Annotated in this window: 15 protein-coding genes; 4 read left to right on the top strand and 11 right to left on the bottom strand. The window is 66.0% G+C overall.

Annotated elements, in window-relative coordinates:
• Window positions 1-3: 3 nt before the first annotated feature.
• A complete protein-coding gene (locus ACFQPB_RS06365) occupies window positions 4-1,182 on the top strand; it encodes a lytic murein transglycosylase (RefSeq protein WP_382220802.1) in 1,179 nt (392 codons plus the stop codon).
• 2 nt (window positions 1,183-1,184) lie between these two features.
• Window positions 1,185-1,808: a LysE family translocator gene (locus ACFQPB_RS06360; protein ID WP_382220800.1), complete on the top strand. Its 624-nt coding sequence runs from the start codon at window positions 1,185-1,187 to the stop codon at window positions 1,806-1,808.
• A 97-nt stretch (window positions 1,809-1,905) separates the two neighbouring features.
• On the opposite strand, the gene ACFQPB_RS06355 is transcribed toward ACFQPB_RS06360, so the two are convergent.
• The 7 genes from ACFQPB_RS06355 to ACFQPB_RS06325 all read right to left on the bottom strand — a co-directional run bounded on the left by ACFQPB_RS06355 (window position 1,906) and on the right by ACFQPB_RS06325 (window position 8,986).
• On the bottom strand, window positions 1,906-2,457 hold the full coding sequence (locus tag ACFQPB_RS06355) for a cysteine hydrolase family protein (RefSeq protein WP_382220798.1): 552 nt from the start codon (window positions 2,455-2,457) through the stop codon (window positions 1,906-1,908).
• The gene (locus ACFQPB_RS06350; protein ID WP_382198724.1) at window positions 2,457-2,801 is read right to left on the bottom strand and encodes a heavy metal-binding domain-containing protein; all 345 of its coding nucleotides are present in this window, start codon (window positions 2,799-2,801) and stop codon (window positions 2,457-2,459) included. Before ACFQPB_RS06350 ends, ACFQPB_RS06355 begins: the two co-directional genes overlap by 1 nt.
• 170 nt (window positions 2,802-2,971) lie before the next feature.
• On the bottom strand, window positions 2,972-3,970 hold the full coding sequence (locus tag ACFQPB_RS06345) for an MDR family oxidoreductase (RefSeq protein WP_382220795.1): 999 nt from the start codon (window positions 3,968-3,970) through the stop codon (window positions 2,972-2,974).
• A 29-nt stretch (window positions 3,971-3,999) separates the two neighbouring features.
• Window positions 4,000-5,667: an FAD-dependent monooxygenase gene (locus ACFQPB_RS06340; protein ID WP_382220792.1), complete on the bottom strand. Its 1,668-nt coding sequence runs from the start codon at window positions 5,665-5,667 to the stop codon at window positions 4,000-4,002.
• 52 nt (window positions 5,668-5,719) lie between these two features.
• Window positions 5,720-6,967, bottom strand: a complete 1,248-nt coding sequence (locus tag ACFQPB_RS06335; RefSeq protein ID WP_382220789.1) for a CaiB/BaiF CoA transferase family protein — start codon at window positions 6,965-6,967, stop codon at window positions 5,720-5,722.
• The gene (locus tag ACFQPB_RS06330; protein ID WP_382220786.1) at window positions 6,948-7,802 is read right to left on the bottom strand and encodes an enoyl-CoA hydratase/isomerase family protein; all 855 of its coding nucleotides are present in this window, start codon (window positions 7,800-7,802) and stop codon (window positions 6,948-6,950) included. The genes ACFQPB_RS06335 and ACFQPB_RS06330 overlap by 20 nt, the downstream gene beginning before the upstream one ends.
• A gap of 14 nt (window positions 7,803-7,816) precedes the next feature.
• A complete protein-coding gene (locus ACFQPB_RS06325; protein WP_382220783.1) occupies window positions 7,817-8,986 on the bottom strand; it encodes a Bug family tripartite tricarboxylate transporter substrate binding protein in 1,170 nt (389 codons plus the stop codon).
• On the opposite strand from ACFQPB_RS06325, the gene ACFQPB_RS06320 reads away from it, so the two are divergent.
• Window positions 8,928-9,833, top strand: a complete 906-nt coding sequence (locus ACFQPB_RS06320; protein WP_382220780.1) for a LysR family transcriptional regulator — start codon at window positions 8,928-8,930, stop codon at window positions 9,831-9,833. The two genes, ACFQPB_RS06325 and ACFQPB_RS06320, sit on opposite strands and share 59 nt — an antisense overlap.
• Here ACFQPB_RS06320 and ACFQPB_RS06315 read toward each other — a convergent pair.
• Complete coding sequence (locus ACFQPB_RS06315) at window positions 9,814-10,446, bottom strand: LysE/ArgO family amino acid transporter (protein ID WP_382220777.1); 633 nt, start codon at window positions 10,444-10,446, stop codon at window positions 9,814-9,816. The genes ACFQPB_RS06320 and ACFQPB_RS06315 overlap by 20 nt on opposite strands.
• 92 nt (window positions 10,447-10,538) lie before the next feature.
• Here ACFQPB_RS06315 and ACFQPB_RS06310 point away from each other — a divergent pair, with 92 nt between their 5' ends.
• Window positions 10,539-11,018: an Lrp/AsnC family transcriptional regulator gene (locus ACFQPB_RS06310; protein WP_382220774.1), complete on the top strand. Its 480-nt coding sequence runs from the start codon at window positions 10,539-10,541 to the stop codon at window positions 11,016-11,018.
• Between the two features lie 37 nt (window positions 11,019-11,055).
• Here ACFQPB_RS06310 and ACFQPB_RS06305 read toward each other — a convergent pair whose 3' ends face one another.
• From ACFQPB_RS06305 to ACFQPB_RS06295, 3 genes are read right to left on the bottom strand one after another with little or no spacing between them, the layout of a single operon-like run.
• The gene (locus ACFQPB_RS06305) at window positions 11,056-11,700 is read right to left on the bottom strand and encodes an ABC transporter ATP-binding protein (RefSeq protein WP_382220772.1); all 645 of its coding nucleotides are present in this window, start codon (window positions 11,698-11,700) and stop codon (window positions 11,056-11,058) included.
• Window positions 11,693-13,234, bottom strand: a complete 1,542-nt coding sequence (locus ACFQPB_RS06300; RefSeq protein ID WP_382220769.1) for an ABC transporter permease — start codon at window positions 13,232-13,234, stop codon at window positions 11,693-11,695. The genes ACFQPB_RS06305 and ACFQPB_RS06300 overlap by 8 nt, the downstream gene beginning before the upstream one ends.
• Window positions 13,231-14,232, bottom strand: coding sequence for a thiamine ABC transporter substrate-binding protein (locus tag ACFQPB_RS06295; protein WP_382220766.1), 1,002 nt, complete (start codon window positions 14,230-14,232; stop codon window positions 13,231-13,233). Before ACFQPB_RS06295 ends, ACFQPB_RS06300 begins: the two co-directional genes overlap by 4 nt.
• Window positions 14,233-14,269: the final 37 nt, after the last annotated feature.

Below are 14,269 nucleotides of genomic sequence, written 5' to 3'. Positions count from 1 at the left end.
ACCATGCGCACCCTGCTGCTCTCCGCCCTCGTCCTGTCCACGTCCACCGCCTGGGCCCAGTCGGCCGACAGCTTCCAGAGCTGCCTCGCCAACCTGCGCGCACCAGCCCGCGCTGCCGGCGTGAGCGACGCCGCCTTCGCCCGCCACACCCAGGGCCTGGCGCCCGACATGAGCGTGATCGAAAAGCTGGACAACCAGCCCGAGTTCCGCACCCCCATCTGGGACTACATGGCCGGCCTGGTGGACGAGGAACGTGTGGCCCAAGGCCGCGCCTTGCTGGCCCAGCACCGCGAGACGCTGGCCAAGGTGGAGGCCCGCTTTGGCGTGGACCCGGCCACGGTGGTGGCGGTCTGGGGTGTGGAGAGCAACTTCGGCCAGAGCTTCGGCAGCTACCCACTCACGCAGGCCCTGGGCACCTTGTCGTGTTTTGGCCGGCGCCAGGCCTACTTCCGGGGCGAGTTCTACGCCACGCTGCGCATACTGCAGGCGGGCGACATCGCGCCCGAGCGCCTGGTGGGCTCCTGGGCCGGGGCCTTTGGCCACACCCAGTTCATGCCCAGCACCTTCGAGCGCCTGGCGGTGGACTTTGACGGCGACGGCAAACGCGACCTGATGGACAGCACCACCGACGCGCTGGCCTCCACCGCGAACTTTCTGCAAAAAGCCGGCTGGAAAACGGACCTGCCCTGGGGTTACGAGGTGAAGCTGCCCGCCGGCTTCAGCACCGCCGGCGAAGGCCGCCGCACCAAGCGCACCATGAGCGAGTGGGCCGCGCGTGGCCTGCGCCGTGTCGATGGCAGCCCCCTGCCCGCCAGCGGCAGCGCCGGCCTCATGGCGCTGGCCGGGCCAACCGGCCCGGCCTTCCTCGTCACCCGCAACTTCGACGCCGTCTACAGCTACAACGCCGCCGAAAGCTACGGCCTGGCCATCGCCCACCTGTCCGACCGGCTGCGCGGCGCTGGCCCCTTCGCCACGCCCTGGCCCACCGACGACCCCGGCCTCTCGCGCGCCGAACGCCGCGAGCTGCAAGGCCTGCTGCTCATGCGCGGCCACGACATTGGCGCCATCGACGGCATGCTGGGCGACAAAAGCCGTGCCGCCATCCGCGCCGAACAAACCCGCCTGGGTTTTGAGGCCACCGGCCGCGCGGGTCAGAAACTCCTGAAGGCATTGCGAGGCTGAACATGCTGACGCTGGACACCGCCCTGGCCTTCTTCGGCGTCTCGGTGCTGCTGGGCCTGAGCCCAGGCCCCGACAACGTGTTTGTGCTCATGCAATCCGCCACCCACGGGCGGCGCGCCGGCTGGCTGGTGACACTGGGCCTGTGCACCGGCCTGCTGGGCCACACCGCAGCCGTGGCCCTGGGCCTGGCCGCCGTGCTGGCGGCCTCGCCCATCGCCTTCACCGTGCTCAAACTGGCGGGCGCGGCCTACCTCATTTACCTGGCGTGGGGCGCGTGGCATGCACCGGTCAGCGCCTTGAGTGCCGAAGCCACGGCCGGCAGCGGTTGGCGCATGTACACACGCGGTGTGGTCATGAACCTCACCAACCCCAAGGTCGGCATCTTCTTCCTCGCCTTCCTGCCCCAGTTCGTCCAACCCGAGGCCGGCGCGGTGACACAACAGGTGGTGCAACTCGGCGCACTGTTTGTGCTGGCCACGCTGCTGGTGTTTGGTGGCTTCGCCTGGTTTGCCGCACTGATTGGCGGCTGGCTGCGCCGCTCGCCCAGCGCTCAGCGCGTACTCAACCGCGCGGCAGCCGTGGTGTTTGTGGGGCTGGCGGCGCGGCTGGTGTGGGTGCAGCGCTGAATCAAGCGCCCCCCGCGCCGCCTTCGGCGTCACCCCCCAGGGGGCGATGCCAGCCGACTGGCAGAGCCAGATCGGCGGCATCCCCGGCTGGGATACCTTAGGCGACCAGAACCCAGTTGGCCAGTAGGTCGTCGCAGTTGATCGCCCGCACGCGCGGGCCAAAGCTGGCGATGTTGGTCAACGTCGCGTTGTGGTGCGCAATCACCTGCTGCGGCGTCAGCGCCACGTTGCCGGCCGAGGTGTGGGCGTCGGCCACCAGCGTGACGGGGTAGCCCAGCGCCAACGCGCGGCGCGTGGTCGTGTCCACACAGAACTCGCTGTGCATGCCACACACGATGAGCTCGCTCACGCCACGGGCCGACAACAGCGCCTGCAAATCGGTGCGCAAAAAACTGTCGGGCGTGGTCTTGCGCACGCGCAGGTCATCGGGCTCGGCCAACAGGCCATCGGCCAGCTGCCATGCGCGGCTGCCGTGCGCCAGGTAGCCGCCTTGCCCTTCGTGCTGGATGAACACCACCGGCACCCCGCTGGCACGCGCGTGCGCGGCCACGCGGTTGATGCGGGCGATGACGTTGGCACAGTCCCACGCCGCGCCCTCGCCTTCGCACAAGCCTTGCTGGACGTCGATGACGAGCAGGGCGCGGGTCATCAGAGCTTCACCGCCGTGCCACTCACGGCCACCATCATCATGCCGTTGGTCTCGCCCAGCACCTCGTAGTCGAAGTCGATGCCGATCACGCCGTTGGCGCCCAACTCCTTGGCGGCTTCGATCAGGCCTTCAACGGCCGCATCGCGCGCGCCCGAGAGCGCCCGCTCGTAGCCCCCGGCCCGCCCGCCCACCACGTCGCGCACCGACGCGAACATGTCGCGGAAGATGTTGGCGCCAATCACCGCCTCACCATTGACCACGCCCAGGTACTGGCCGCGCGTGATGCCTTCGGGTGTGGTGGTGGACAGGAAAAAGTCTTTGTCGCTCTTGGAAAACCAGCCCATGTGAGTCCTCTCTGTTGTGCGTAACACCGAGTGGGTGCGGTGCCATTCTGCCTTGAGGGCGACGCCGTGTCTCGCCAGTTGGTCAAACACAAACACGGCCCAATGCTTGGTGCAACAGCCCAGTTGGCGTCCGCCTGCACCAAGAACTGCACATGGCTTGCGTCAGAACCTCAACGGCTCACGTCCACCACCACGCGACCGCGCACCTGGCCGGCCAGAATGGCTTCCGCCCACTTGGGCAACTCGGACATGGGCGCGACCGTCGTCATGGAGGCCAGCTTGTCAGCGGGCAAATCGCGCGCGAGTCGCTCCCAGGCGGCCAGGCGCTTGGGCATGGGCGCCATGACGGAGTCGACACCGAGCAGCGCCACGCTGCGCAGAATGTGCGGCAACACCGTGCCCGGCAGGTCCATGCCGCCGGCCAAGCCACACGCGGCGACGGCTGCGCCGTACTCCATTTGCGCCAGCACATTGGCCAACGTCACGCTGCCAACGGAATCGACCGCACCGGCCCAAGTCTCGCGCTGCAGGGGGCGCACTGGCCCTTGCAAGCTGGCGCGGTCAATGCACTCGGTGGCGCCCAGCGCCTTCAGGTATTCATGCGTGTCCACGCGGCCTGTGGAGGCGGTGACCAGGTAGCCGGCCTTGGCCAGCAGTGCCACCGCCACGGAGCCCACGCCGCCTGCGGCGCCGGTCACCAGCACCTTGCCACGCCCGGGCTGTGCATGGCCCCAGCGCTCCAGGGCGTCCACACACAACGCTGCGGTGTAGCCAGCCGTACCGATTGCCATGGCCTGCAGCGGCGTGAAAGCGGCGGGCAGCGGCACCAGCCACTCGGACTTGACACGCTGAAAACGGGAGAAACCGCCCCAGTGTTGCTCAGACAACCCGAAGCCGTTGACCAGGACCTGATCACCCGCTTTCCACTGCGACGAGCTGGTTTCCACGACCGTGCCCACCAGGTCGATGCCGCCCACCATGGGCAGGCTCCGCGCCACCTTGTTGCGGTTGCCGCTCAAGGCCAGGCCGTCCTTGTAGTTGAGGCCGGAATACTGGATCTCGACCAGCGTGTCGTGTGCCGGCAGGTCGGCCAGCGTGAGTTGCTTTAAGACGGTGCTTGCTTTGCCGTCAGTTTCTTCAATGACAACGGCGGGAAATGTGTTGCTCATGGTGATCAGAGTATCCAAGGAATCAAGGTTCAAACGGCCGCCGTCTGGCGAACCGCAGCGGCGGATGCGGGCGTTGTGACGGTTGCGCCACGCACGGTGTCGAGCAGCGCCCCGACATCATCGGGCAAGTTGTCGGCACGCCACGCCACATGCCCATCGGGACGCACCAGCACCAGCTTGCGCTGGTACAGCGCCGCGATCTCCGGTTGCTCAATGCGTTCCAGACGCAGGGGCACACCGCAAGCGCAGGCTTGGTTCAGAAGCGGTGCGGTCAGTCGGGCATCGGCACCGAAACTCAAAAGCACAAATTCGCGCCCGAACAGATCGATGATCGAACGCCCGTCTGACAACCACGCGTGAGGCGCGCGATGGCCGGGACGTGCCGTGGGCACGTAGAAGCTGGGGTGGTCGGTGGTGGGGGGTGTGCCATCGGGCACGATGAGTGGCGATTCGTCGTAACGGTAACCCAGCGCAATGCCTTGCGAAGACCACTCCTGATGCAAAGCAACCACCAGGTTGTCGCCAATGTTGCGCCGCGCCGCTCCGCCCACCGGGCCGTCTTCGGTCACGTGGTCCATGCCACGCCCGACCCAGGCGCTGTAGTTCTGCGTGGCACTGCCAAGATTGCGCAGTGCCACGGGCCGGCGCTCCAGCGTGTAGGCGGGCAACAGGCCGTCGCCCCCCCAGCCGGCCACGCGCGCAGCAAGCATCCAGCTCAGGTCGGTGGCGTCGCCAATGCCGGTGTTCAAACCGTGGCCTCCAGTGGGTGATGTGGTGTGGAGCGAATCACCCGCCAGCCACACCCGTCCCTGGCCGTAGGTGCGCGCCAAGGTCTGTGCACGGCGCCAGGGCACCATGCGCTCGACCGTGTAGGGAATATCGAGTTGCCCGAAAGCGCGCCGGATGACCGGGGTGATGTCAAAGCTCGACGCGTCCAGCGCGGACTCGGCGCCCACGATGGTGAAGCGCCACAGGCCACGGCCATCGACCGAGGTCATGTTCGCCCAGGTCCCCTCGGGCCCGATGAACATGAAGCGTTCCAGGTTGCCGAATGGGTGGTACTGCCCCAGGTTGTCGATGCGCAGCATGGCACTGAGCGAGAAGTCCATCTGCTTGATGAGATCAAATGGAATGCCCAAGGCCTTGCGGATCGGACTGCCCGCACCGTCGCAGCCCACCAGGTACTGCGAGCGCACCTGCACCACGTCGCCCGAGGCCAGATCGCGCAACTGGGAGGTCACGCCCGTTGCATCCTGTACGAAGGATTCAAACTTCAAACCGTAGCGCAGCGTGGCGTAGTCGCTCGACTGGAGCGCCTTGGCCAGGATCGGGTCGAACTGGTTCTGCGCGCAGCGCCGCATCATTTCGGGACTGACCGGCGGCACGCCGCGCTCGCGGGCGGATGGCACTTTGCTGCGTCCGATGTAGTGACCGTCGAGCGCGGTGCAGTACACCGTGTCGCGGGCCTCGTCGTCCGGATAGGCCGCTGCGATCTGATCGATCAGCCCCCAGCGCCGGCAGAACTCCATGCTGCGCTCGTTGTGCGTGCCGGCCTTGGCTTGCGGAATCAGCGCGGTGCCGGTGTCCTGCTCAACCACAAGACAGGGCGTGCGCTGGTGGTTCAGGTCGACGCCCAATGCCAGGCCCACGGGGCCGCCGCCGGCGATCAGAACGGGAATTTCAATGTGTGTGCTCATCCGGTTGGATTTCTGAGGGTTGGTGTGAGTGCGGCGCTGCCACCGGTATGCGTCAGTCAGCCAGGGCCATGCGTTTTGCGTCGCCCTGGACGATGCGGGCGATCTGTGTATCGGGCAGCCCCGCCTCCTGCAGCACCTCGACCGTGTGTTCGCCGAGGTTGGGGGCATGGCTGCGCACGCTCGGTGGGGACTTGCTCCAGCGGCTGGGCGGGCGGAGCTGTCGCACCGCGCCTTCGGTCGGGTGTTCGCTGACGTCAAACATGCCGACCGCCTGCAGGTGCGGGTCTTGCACCACCGAATCCAGGGTGTGCATGGGGGCTGCGGGAATGTCGGCCTGGCTCATGAGGCGCAACCACTCAGCGGTGGTGCGCGTGCGCATGATCTCGGCCAGTTCCGCGTACAGCACGTTGGCATGCGTGGTCCGGCTGCGCAAGTTCTGCACCCGAGAGTCGTTGTCGAAACGATCGGCCTGACCGACCGCTTCGAAGAATGAGCGCCAGTGCTTGTCGGTGTAGACCACTAGGCAGATGAACCCATCTTGTGTGGAGTACGGGCGGCGCTCTTTGGTGAGCGTGCGCTGGTACCCCATCGGGCCAGCGGGCGGCTCAAAGGTGGCACCGCCCATGTGGTCGCCAACGGTGAACTGCGTCATGGTCTCGAACATCGGAACCTCGACAAATTGCCCCAGGCCGCTGCGCTCGCGCCATTGCACCGCCGCCAGCAGCGCGATCGCGGCGTGCAGGCCCACAACCCGGTCGTTGAACGAGAGCGGCACGTAATGGGGCTGCTCCGAGCCCGCCTGCACCAGCATGGCGGGCATGCCGGTCAGGCCCTGCATCAAATCCTCGTAAGCGGGCCGGCCACCGTAGGGGCCGTCGCTGCCAAAACCCACCAGGCTGATCCAGATCAGCCGCGGGTTGCGCTCGACCAGCGCCTCGTAGGTGATGCCCAGGCGGGCCAAGGCGGAGGGGCGCACATTGCAGATGACCACGTCGGACTGGACCGCGAGCTCAACAAACGCACTGACACATTCCGGCTGCTTCAGGTCGAGCACAACACTGCGCTTGTTGCGGTTCAAGTGCAAGAACAGACAGCCCATGTCCGGGTTGCGCATGGGCGGAATCTGCCGCGTGGTGTCGCCTTGCGGCGATTCGATCTTGATGACATCAGCGCCGTAATCGGCGAGGATTTGCGTGGCATACGGCCCCATGACCACGTTGGTCATGTCCAGAATGCGCAGGCCGGCTAGTGCAGCGGGCGCCAGGCCGGGGTTGTTGGTTTCAGTGGGGGAGGTCGACATAGTGCTCCAGCCAGGACTCGGTGTATTGCTGCGTCTGCGCTTGTTTCAGACCTTGCGGCCCCTCGGCCTTCAGGATGTCGTCAAACAGGCGGCCATCCGGCGCCTTGGCCAGATGGCTTCGTGTCTTGGTGATGAGGTCTCCGGCGCGCCCCGCCACACGTGCAGCGGCACGGCCACCGGCTTCGCCCGCGCGATCAATGGCCGCCTTGTTCAGCCGCACGGCATCGCGCGGCATGCGTGCGATCCGCTGCGCCAGTTCAAGGGCGCCGGGCAGCAGGCACTCGCGCTCCAGGACCAGCAAGGCGAGTCCTATTTCTGCCGCGCGTTGGGCGCCGATGGGCTCGCCCGTCAGAATCAGAAACTTGGCCCAAGCCTGGCCAACGAGGGGCACCAGCTCCGGACCACCGGGGTGCCCAAAGCGCCCCTCAGGCAATCCGAATCGAGCATCATCGGCGGCCAGCACGAAGTCGCATTGGGCGATGAAACCCAAACCGGCCCCGAGACAGGCGCCATGCACCGCAGCGATCACGGGCTTCGCGGTCTGGCGCACGGACAAATGGAAACCGTCCACCATCGCAATCAGCCGCTCGTCCTGAACGGCGGCATCCATGCGCGGAAGCCCCGACAAATCGCCGCCAGCACAAAAGGCCCGGCCTTCGGCGCTGATCAGAATGGCCCCCACGTCCGGATCGGCGTCGGCCTGCGCCAGCGCGCGGACGATCTCGCTGCGATTGGATTCGGGACCAAAGCCCAACGCGTTGAGTTTGTCCGGCCGCGCCAGGATCAGGTGCGCCACCCCGTCCCGTTTTTCCAGGCGGATGTGGGTGAAGCCCATGTCGCTCATCACACTCACTCGGGTTGGATGTTGTGGGCGCGCACCAGCTCGCGTGAAAGCTTCAAGTTGGCGCTTGCAATCTGGCCGAGTTCCGCGTCGCTCGACGTGAAGGGCAGGTAGCCGCCGTCGCGCACCTTGGCCTCAAACGCGGGTGTTTTCATCACCGCTACCAGATCGGCCCGCAGTTTGGCCAAAACGGGCGCAGGCAACCCTGCCGGGCCGAACATGGCGTACCAGGGTTCGAGCTTGAGGTCGAAACCCTTGGCGGTCAGCGTGGGCACATTGGGCAGCGTGGGCCAGGGACTGTTGCTGGTCACCGCCAGCGGGCGCAAGCGGCCGGTTTCGAAATGCGGCTGCATGCCCGCCAACGTGCCCAGGAACGCATCCACCTCACCGGCCAGCAACGCACGGGTGATCGGTGCTGTGCCGCTGTAAGGCACCAGCGTGGCACGGATGCCCAGCGTGGACAGCAGTCGCGCGGTGTCCAGGTGCTGCTGGCTGTTGGGGATGATGGCGAAATTCAGTCGGTCCGGATTGGCCTTGCCCTGAGCCACCAGTTCTTCCAGGCTGGCAGGCATTTTTTGCGCGCCAATCAGGAAGTACGGTGTGTTGGCAATCATCGTCAGAGGCTGCAAGTCACGCTCGACGTCGAACATCGGCGCCTTGCTCAATGCTCCGTGCGCCGAGATGGCGATGTTGGCCACCAGCAGTGTGTGCCCGTCCGGCCGTGCGCGCGCAACGATCTGAGTGCCCAATGCGGTGCCTGCCCCCGGTTTGTTCTCCACCACCACCGGCACGTTCCACCGCTTGCTCAACTCCGGCGCAAGGTTGCGCGCAAAGAAATCCAGCGGCCCCGCTGGCGGTGTGGGCACAACCAGGGTGACGTTGCGCGATGGGAAGGTATCCGCCTGGGCTGAGACGGCGGTGAGCAAGGCCGCGACGCCCGCCACCAAAGACACACGCAGCTTACGCAGGCCAGCGCCTGCCAATCCGAAATTCAACACAGCTTGTCTCCATTTGGTTAATCGACGGGCCGCATCGTAGGCACCGGTGTTTAATATGTCCAACTGATTATTTTTATTTTCTTCATCAGTCATTCTTATGTTTTCATTGAAGCAACTCACCGTGTTTGACGCCATCGCCCGGCTCGGCAGCGTGAGTGATGCCGCCGACGAACTGGCCATGACGCAACCCGCCGCCAGCATGTCGCTTCAGCAACTGGAGCACATCCTTGGGGCCGATTTGTTCGTGCGTGTGGGCAAGCGACTGGTTCTGAGTGAGCGTGGCAAGGTGTTGCAACCCATGGCGCGATCGTTGCTGGTAGAGGCCAACGAAATCATCACCACCCTCAACGCCACCACGCACCACAAGCAACTGCGCCTGGGCGCAAGCCCCACGGTGGGGGGCTACCTGCTCAACGACATCTGCACGCGTTTCATGCAGTCCAACCCCGACGTCCAGTTGAGCATTGCTGTGTTGCCCGCACTTGAGGTCATCAATCGCGTTGATGAAATGGCTCTGGACGTGGGCCTGATCGAGTTCATAACCGTGCGCCCCACGCTGGAAATGCTCAAGTGGGGCAAGGAGTCCCTGGTGGTGTTCAGTTCGCCCGCACATCCGCTCGCCAAGTCGAAACGACTCAAGGCGGCCGAGCTTGTCGGGCAACCGTGGTGCCTTCAACACCGCTTCAGCGACACGCGCCGGCAGTTCACTTTGGAACTGATGGACCACGTTCCGAGCATCGACGTGGTCCTTGAAAGCGACAGCCTGAACATTCTGCGCAGCGCTGTCGAAGCCAATCTGGGACTCGGCTGCCTTCCCAGGCCGTGTATTGCGCAAGAGCTTCAGGACGGGCGTCTGTGTGCCTTGCCGGTTGACGATTTCAAGCTCACGATTCCACTGTCAGTTGTATCCCGCAAGTCGGTGAGAAAAAGTCCTCAACACAACAACTTTGTCTCGTTGGTCATGGCGACAACGAAAATATCTCAGGCAAGCTTGCCAGCCTCAAGTCTCAGAAAAGCAGTTGGCTGAGCTGCCAAAGGCCCAGGGTTGCCAGCAGCGCGGCCGAGCTGAGGTTGACCACACGCTGCCAACGCTCGTCAAACCGATCACGCAGCCACGCCACTGCGGTCGACAGCATCAGCCACCACAGCGCCGAGCCCAGCAGCACGCCCACCACCATCGCCCAGGGGGACACAACAGGCGCGCCCCCTGCCAGCGCGCCGAACACTGCCACAAACGCGAGGATGGTCGTGGGGTTCGACAGTGTCAGCAGGAAGGTGCCCGACACATATCGCAACAAGCTGCCTGGTGGCTGATGCGTTTTGCTGCCCCGCACCGGTGGCTTTTTGGCAATGCCCCATGCGAGCCAGAGCAGGAAGCCGCCGCCGAACAAGCCCAGCCACAACTTCAAGCCCAAGAGCCACGAGATCAGACCCGTGACACCAAACGCGCCGATGGCACCGTACACCGCGTCTGCAAAGGCCGCCCCCAAACCCGTGGCCAAACCGGCGGCGCGGCCGTGGTCCAGCGTGCGCTGAATCGCCAGCACACCAATCTGCCCAACAGGTGCAGCGATGGACAAGCCGATCAACAGAGACTGGACAAAGAGTGCCGTCAAAGGAAAAGAGAAATCCGTGGTCATGAGCAGATTCTCGACAAGTCCCGATATTCCGTACAGCCTGAAAATCAGGCGTAAATCAGCTTTACCGATGTTTTTTCAGGCAATCTTGGCATATGACAGAAACCACCTTTGAACTGGACACAAAAGCCTGGGCCCTGTTGATGGCTTTGCAGGTCGATGGTCGCGCACCCCTCAAAACCCTGGCGATGGCAGCAGGGCTTTCTGTGCCCGCCACCGTTGAGCGGCTGAAACGCTTGAAAGACGCGGGTGTTGTGCGTTCAGTGACCGCTGAACTGGCGCCTGCCTTGGTCGGCTATCCGGTGCGCGCCATCGTGGGTGTCACGGTGCAACAGCCGGGCAAAAAAGCGTTCATTGACAAGCTGCGCCGCGCGCCTGAAGTGCTGGAGTGCCATCACGTGGCGGGAGCAGATTCCTACGTGGTGACGGTGGTCGCTCGCAGCCTGGAGGATTTGGAGCGGTTCCTCTCGTCCATCAACAGTTACGGGGAGACGCGGACATCGATCGTGTTTTCAACGCCCATTCCGCGCCGCGCCTTGGTGGCACCTGGCTCACAGCGCACCCCTACCGAGTGAACGCCCTGCCGTGCCTGCGAAAACGACGCGTGCAGCGCTACCAAAGTGGTACCAACCGGCCGTTCTGCAACCGCCATGCCTGCTGCGCCATGGCACGCGCCTCGGCCTCGTCGTGTGTCACCAGCAGGCAGGCCATGCCGCTCTCGGCAATGCGCTTGGAAAACTCGTCACGCAACTGCTGCCGCAAATCGGCGTCGAGCGCGCTGAAGGGTTCGTCCAGCAGCAAGGCGCGGGGGCGGGTGATGATGGCGCGGGCCAGGGCCACGCGCTGTTGTTCACCGCCCGAAAGCGTCCACACCTTTTGCCGGGCTTGTGCGGCCAGGCCGAAGCGCTGCAGCAGGGCCTCGGCGTCGGCGCGGGCCTGGGCCTTGGGTTGCCGCTGTTCGATGAGGCCGAAGGCGACGTTGTCGCGCACGTCGAGGTGGGGAAACAGCGCGAAGTCTTGGAACATGAGGGCGAAGCCGCGCCGTTCGGGTGGCACGCTGGCGAGGTCTTGCCCGGCCCACAACACCCGGCCAGCCTCGGGTGTTTGCAGGCCGGCCACGATTTTGAGCAAGGTGCTTTTGCCGCTGCCGGAGGCGCCCAGCAAGGCCACGGTTTGGCCGGGTGCCACGCGCAGGCTCACATCCTGGACCAGGGGGCGGCCATCGTAGTGCTGGGTGATGTGGTCGAGTTCAAGCATGGGGGTCTTCGCGCTGTTCGAGGCAGACAAACACCAGCAGCGCCAGCGCCATGAGGCCGCAGGCCAGCACCAGGGCGGCGTCGAGGTTGGCCGCACCGGGGCGGCCCAGGCGCTGGTAGATGAGGGTGGTGAGGGTGGTCCACTCGGGCCTGGAGAGGAACAGCGACACCGCAAATTCGCCCAGCATGGTGGCGGCCGCAAAGGCCATGCCCCGGCGCAGCGCGGGCGCCACCAGCGGCAGGGTAACGCGCCACCAGGCGCGCGCGGGCGTGGCGCCCAGCGAACGTGCAGCCTGTTGCAGGTGGGCAGGTTGTTGGTCGAGCGCGCCGATGAGGGCCTGCGCCACGAAGGGGTAGGCCAGCAGCGCGTAGGCGGCCACCAGCAGCGCCAGGCTGGCCGTCCATTGTGGGTAGAGCAGCAACAGACCAAAGGCCACCGTGACGGGCGACACCACCAACGGCACATACACCGCGCCGCGCCACCACAGGGCATGGCGCAGCGTGAAGGCATGCAACAGGCCCAGCGTGGTGGCCAGCACCAGGGCCGCACCGCTGAAGCGCAGGGTATTGCCGAGGGCGGCCAGGGTTTCGGGCTCGGCCCACACAGCCCAAGCGCCCCACCCGGCCGCACCCGCCTTGGCCCACAGGGCCAGCAGTGGCGCACCACACACCACGGCCAGCAGGCCCAGGGCGCCGGCCACGGCCGCGTGCAAGGTGGCACCGCGCAGGGGCAGGCGCGGCACGCGGTCGGCGCGTTCGGGCGCGGCCAGGTGGCGCGACACGGTCACGTACACCAGCGCCACGGCCGACATGCCACCCAGCGTCCACAGTGCCAGCGTGCCGGCCTGCGCCAGTTGCAGCTCGTGAGCCACCAGGGTGTAGATCTCCACCTCCACCGTGGCGTAGCGCTGGCCGCCAAGCACCAGGGCCAGGCCAAAACCGGCGAAGCAGTACAGGAACACCAGGCACAGGGCGGCGCCCACGGCAGGCACGATGGCGGGCCACTCGATGCGCCAGAAAGCGCGCCAGGGCGTGGCACCCAGGGTGCGTGCCGCCGCCAGGCGCTGGGCGCTCACGCGCTCCAGCGCTTCCACCGCTGTGCGCACCAGCACACACAGGTTGAAGAACAGGTTGCCGTAGAGCAGCAGCCAGGGGGTCTCTTCCAAGTCCACGCCCATCTGCCCGGCCCAGCCGCGTGGCCCCAGCAGGGCCAGCACGCCCATGGCCGCCACCAGGGTGGGCACCACAAAGGGCAGCATCAGCACGCGCAACACCCAGCGCCGGCCAGCAAACTCCACCCGCGCCAACACCCACGCCACGGGTAGGCCCAGCACCAGCACCAACGCGCAAGTGGCGGTGGCTTGCAGCACCGACCAGCCCATGCGCCAGCGCAGGTGGTCGTCTTGCCACCAGGCCCAGTCGACCCAAGCAGTGGCGCCGCCTTCAATCAACAAACGCGCCAGCGGGGCCAGCAGCAAGCCCACCAGAAAGGTGGCTGGCAACAGCCAGAGCCAGCGTGCCGGGGTGGCTTTCACTTGAGGACGGTGCGCGTCCAGCGCGTGACCCATTGCCCGCTGTTCGCGGCCAGCGTTTCTGCAAATGGGTTGTCCACCACCGTTGGGGTGGGCACAACGGCCAACGCCGCCACGGGTGCTGCGCCCTTGTCGGCCGGCAGCATCCACATCTCGGTCTGCAGCATCTGCTGCACGGCCGGGCTCCGCAGAAACTCGATGAACTGGCCGGCGGCGGCGCGTTGCCCGCCCCCGCGCACCAGGGCCACGCCCTCCACCTGGCGGAACACCCCACCCTTGAGCAGCAGGTTGAGCGTGGGTGGCTCGGTGGTTTTTTCTTTGCTGAAGAACACCTCGGCCGCCGGGCTGCTGGCGTAGCTCACCACCAACGGGCGGCTGCCACCGTTGCGGCTGAACTCGGTGTAGTAGGCCTCGCTCCAGCCTTTGACCACCTTGAGGCCATTGGCGCGCATTTGCGCCCACCAAGCGAAAGCCGCTTCTTCGCCCATGCCACCCACCGTGGCCAGCAAAAACGCCAAGCCGGGGCTGGATGTGGCGGGGTTGGGCACCACCAGCTTGCCAGCCCACTCGGGGCGGGTCAGGTCCAACAGGTTGGTGGGGGCGCTGCGTTTTTCGCGCGCCAGCCAAGCCTTGTCGGCATTGAGGTTGACGAAGCCGTAGGTGACGGGCACCACGCCCGCGCCCACCTCGGCCACCGAAGGCCGGCGCGCAGCCGGGCCGTCGTAGGGGTCGAGCACATTCGCGGCATGGGCCTTGTGCCACAAGGCGTTGTCGATGCCAAACACCACATCGGCAATCGGCTTGGCGCGGGTGAGGATGAGCTTGTTGAGCATCTCGCCCGCATCGCCGCCCTTGATGAGTTGCAGGCGCACGCCGGCCACGCGCTCAAATTCGCCCAGCAGCGGCTTGGGCAGGTTGAAGGAGCTGTGGGTGAGCACGCGCAGCTCGGGCGTGGCGGCGCGCACCGGCGGTGTGCAGGCCAGCGCGGCCAGGGTGGCCATGGAAAACGTTCGGCGTGGAATCAAACCCATCCCCTCG

This window comes from Hydrogenophaga atypica, assembly GCF_042665215.1.
In the GTDB taxonomy this organism is placed as follows: Bacteria; Pseudomonadota; Gammaproteobacteria; order Burkholderiales; family Burkholderiaceae_C; genus Hydrogenophaga; species Hydrogenophaga defluvii_A.
Note: the sequence above shows the minus strand (reverse complement) of the source record. Positions and strands in the feature narration are given on the sequence as shown.

What these genes read in the sequence shown, in the direction of transcription:
- ACFQPB_RS06355 (WP_382220798.1), bottom strand. Translation starts at nt 2,457, where the DNA reads ATGACCCGCGCCCTGCTCGTCATCGACGTCCAGCAAGGCTTGTGCGAA.
- ACFQPB_RS06340 (WP_382220792.1), bottom strand. Translation starts at nt 5,667, where the DNA reads ATGAGCACACACATTGAAATTCCCGTTCTGATCGCCGGCGGCGGCCCC.
- ACFQPB_RS06295 (WP_382220766.1), bottom strand. Translation starts at nt 14,232, where the DNA reads ATGGCCACCCTGGCCGCGCTGGCCTGCACACCGCCGGTGCGCGCCGCC.
- ACFQPB_RS06365 (WP_382220802.1), top strand. Translation starts at nt 4, where the DNA reads ATGCGCACCCTGCTGCTCTCCGCCCTCGTCCTGTCCACGTCCACCGCC.
- ACFQPB_RS06350 (WP_382198724.1), bottom strand. Translation starts at nt 2,801, where the DNA reads ATGGGCTGGTTTTCCAAGAGCGACAAAGACTTTTTCCTGTCCACCACC.
- ACFQPB_RS06330 (WP_382220786.1), bottom strand. Translation starts at nt 7,802, where the DNA reads ATGGGCTTCACCCACATCCGCCTGGAAAAACGGGACGGGGTGGCGCAC.
- ACFQPB_RS06310 (WP_382220774.1), top strand. Translation starts at nt 10,539, where the DNA reads ATGACAGAAACCACCTTTGAACTGGACACAAAAGCCTGGGCCCTGTTG.
- ACFQPB_RS06345 (WP_382220795.1), bottom strand. Translation starts at nt 3,970, where the DNA reads ATGAGCAACACATTTCCCGCCGTTGTCATTGAAGAAACTGACGGCAAA.
- ACFQPB_RS06360 (WP_382220800.1), top strand. Translation starts at nt 1,185, where the DNA reads ATGCTGACGCTGGACACCGCCCTGGCCTTCTTCGGCGTCTCGGTGCTG.
- ACFQPB_RS06325 (WP_382220783.1), bottom strand. Translation starts at nt 8,986, where the DNA reads ATGGCCAGTTCGTCGGCGGCATCACTCACGCTGCCGAGCCGGGCGATG.
- ACFQPB_RS06335 (WP_382220789.1), bottom strand. Translation starts at nt 6,967, where the DNA reads ATGTCGACCTCCCCCACTGAAACCAACAACCCCGGCCTGGCGCCCGCT.
- ACFQPB_RS06315 (WP_382220777.1), bottom strand. Translation starts at nt 10,446, where the DNA reads ATGACCACGGATTTCTCTTTTCCTTTGACGGCACTCTTTGTCCAGTCT.
- ACFQPB_RS06305 (WP_382220772.1), bottom strand. Translation starts at nt 11,700, where the DNA reads ATGCTTGAACTCGACCACATCACCCAGCACTACGATGGCCGCCCCCTG.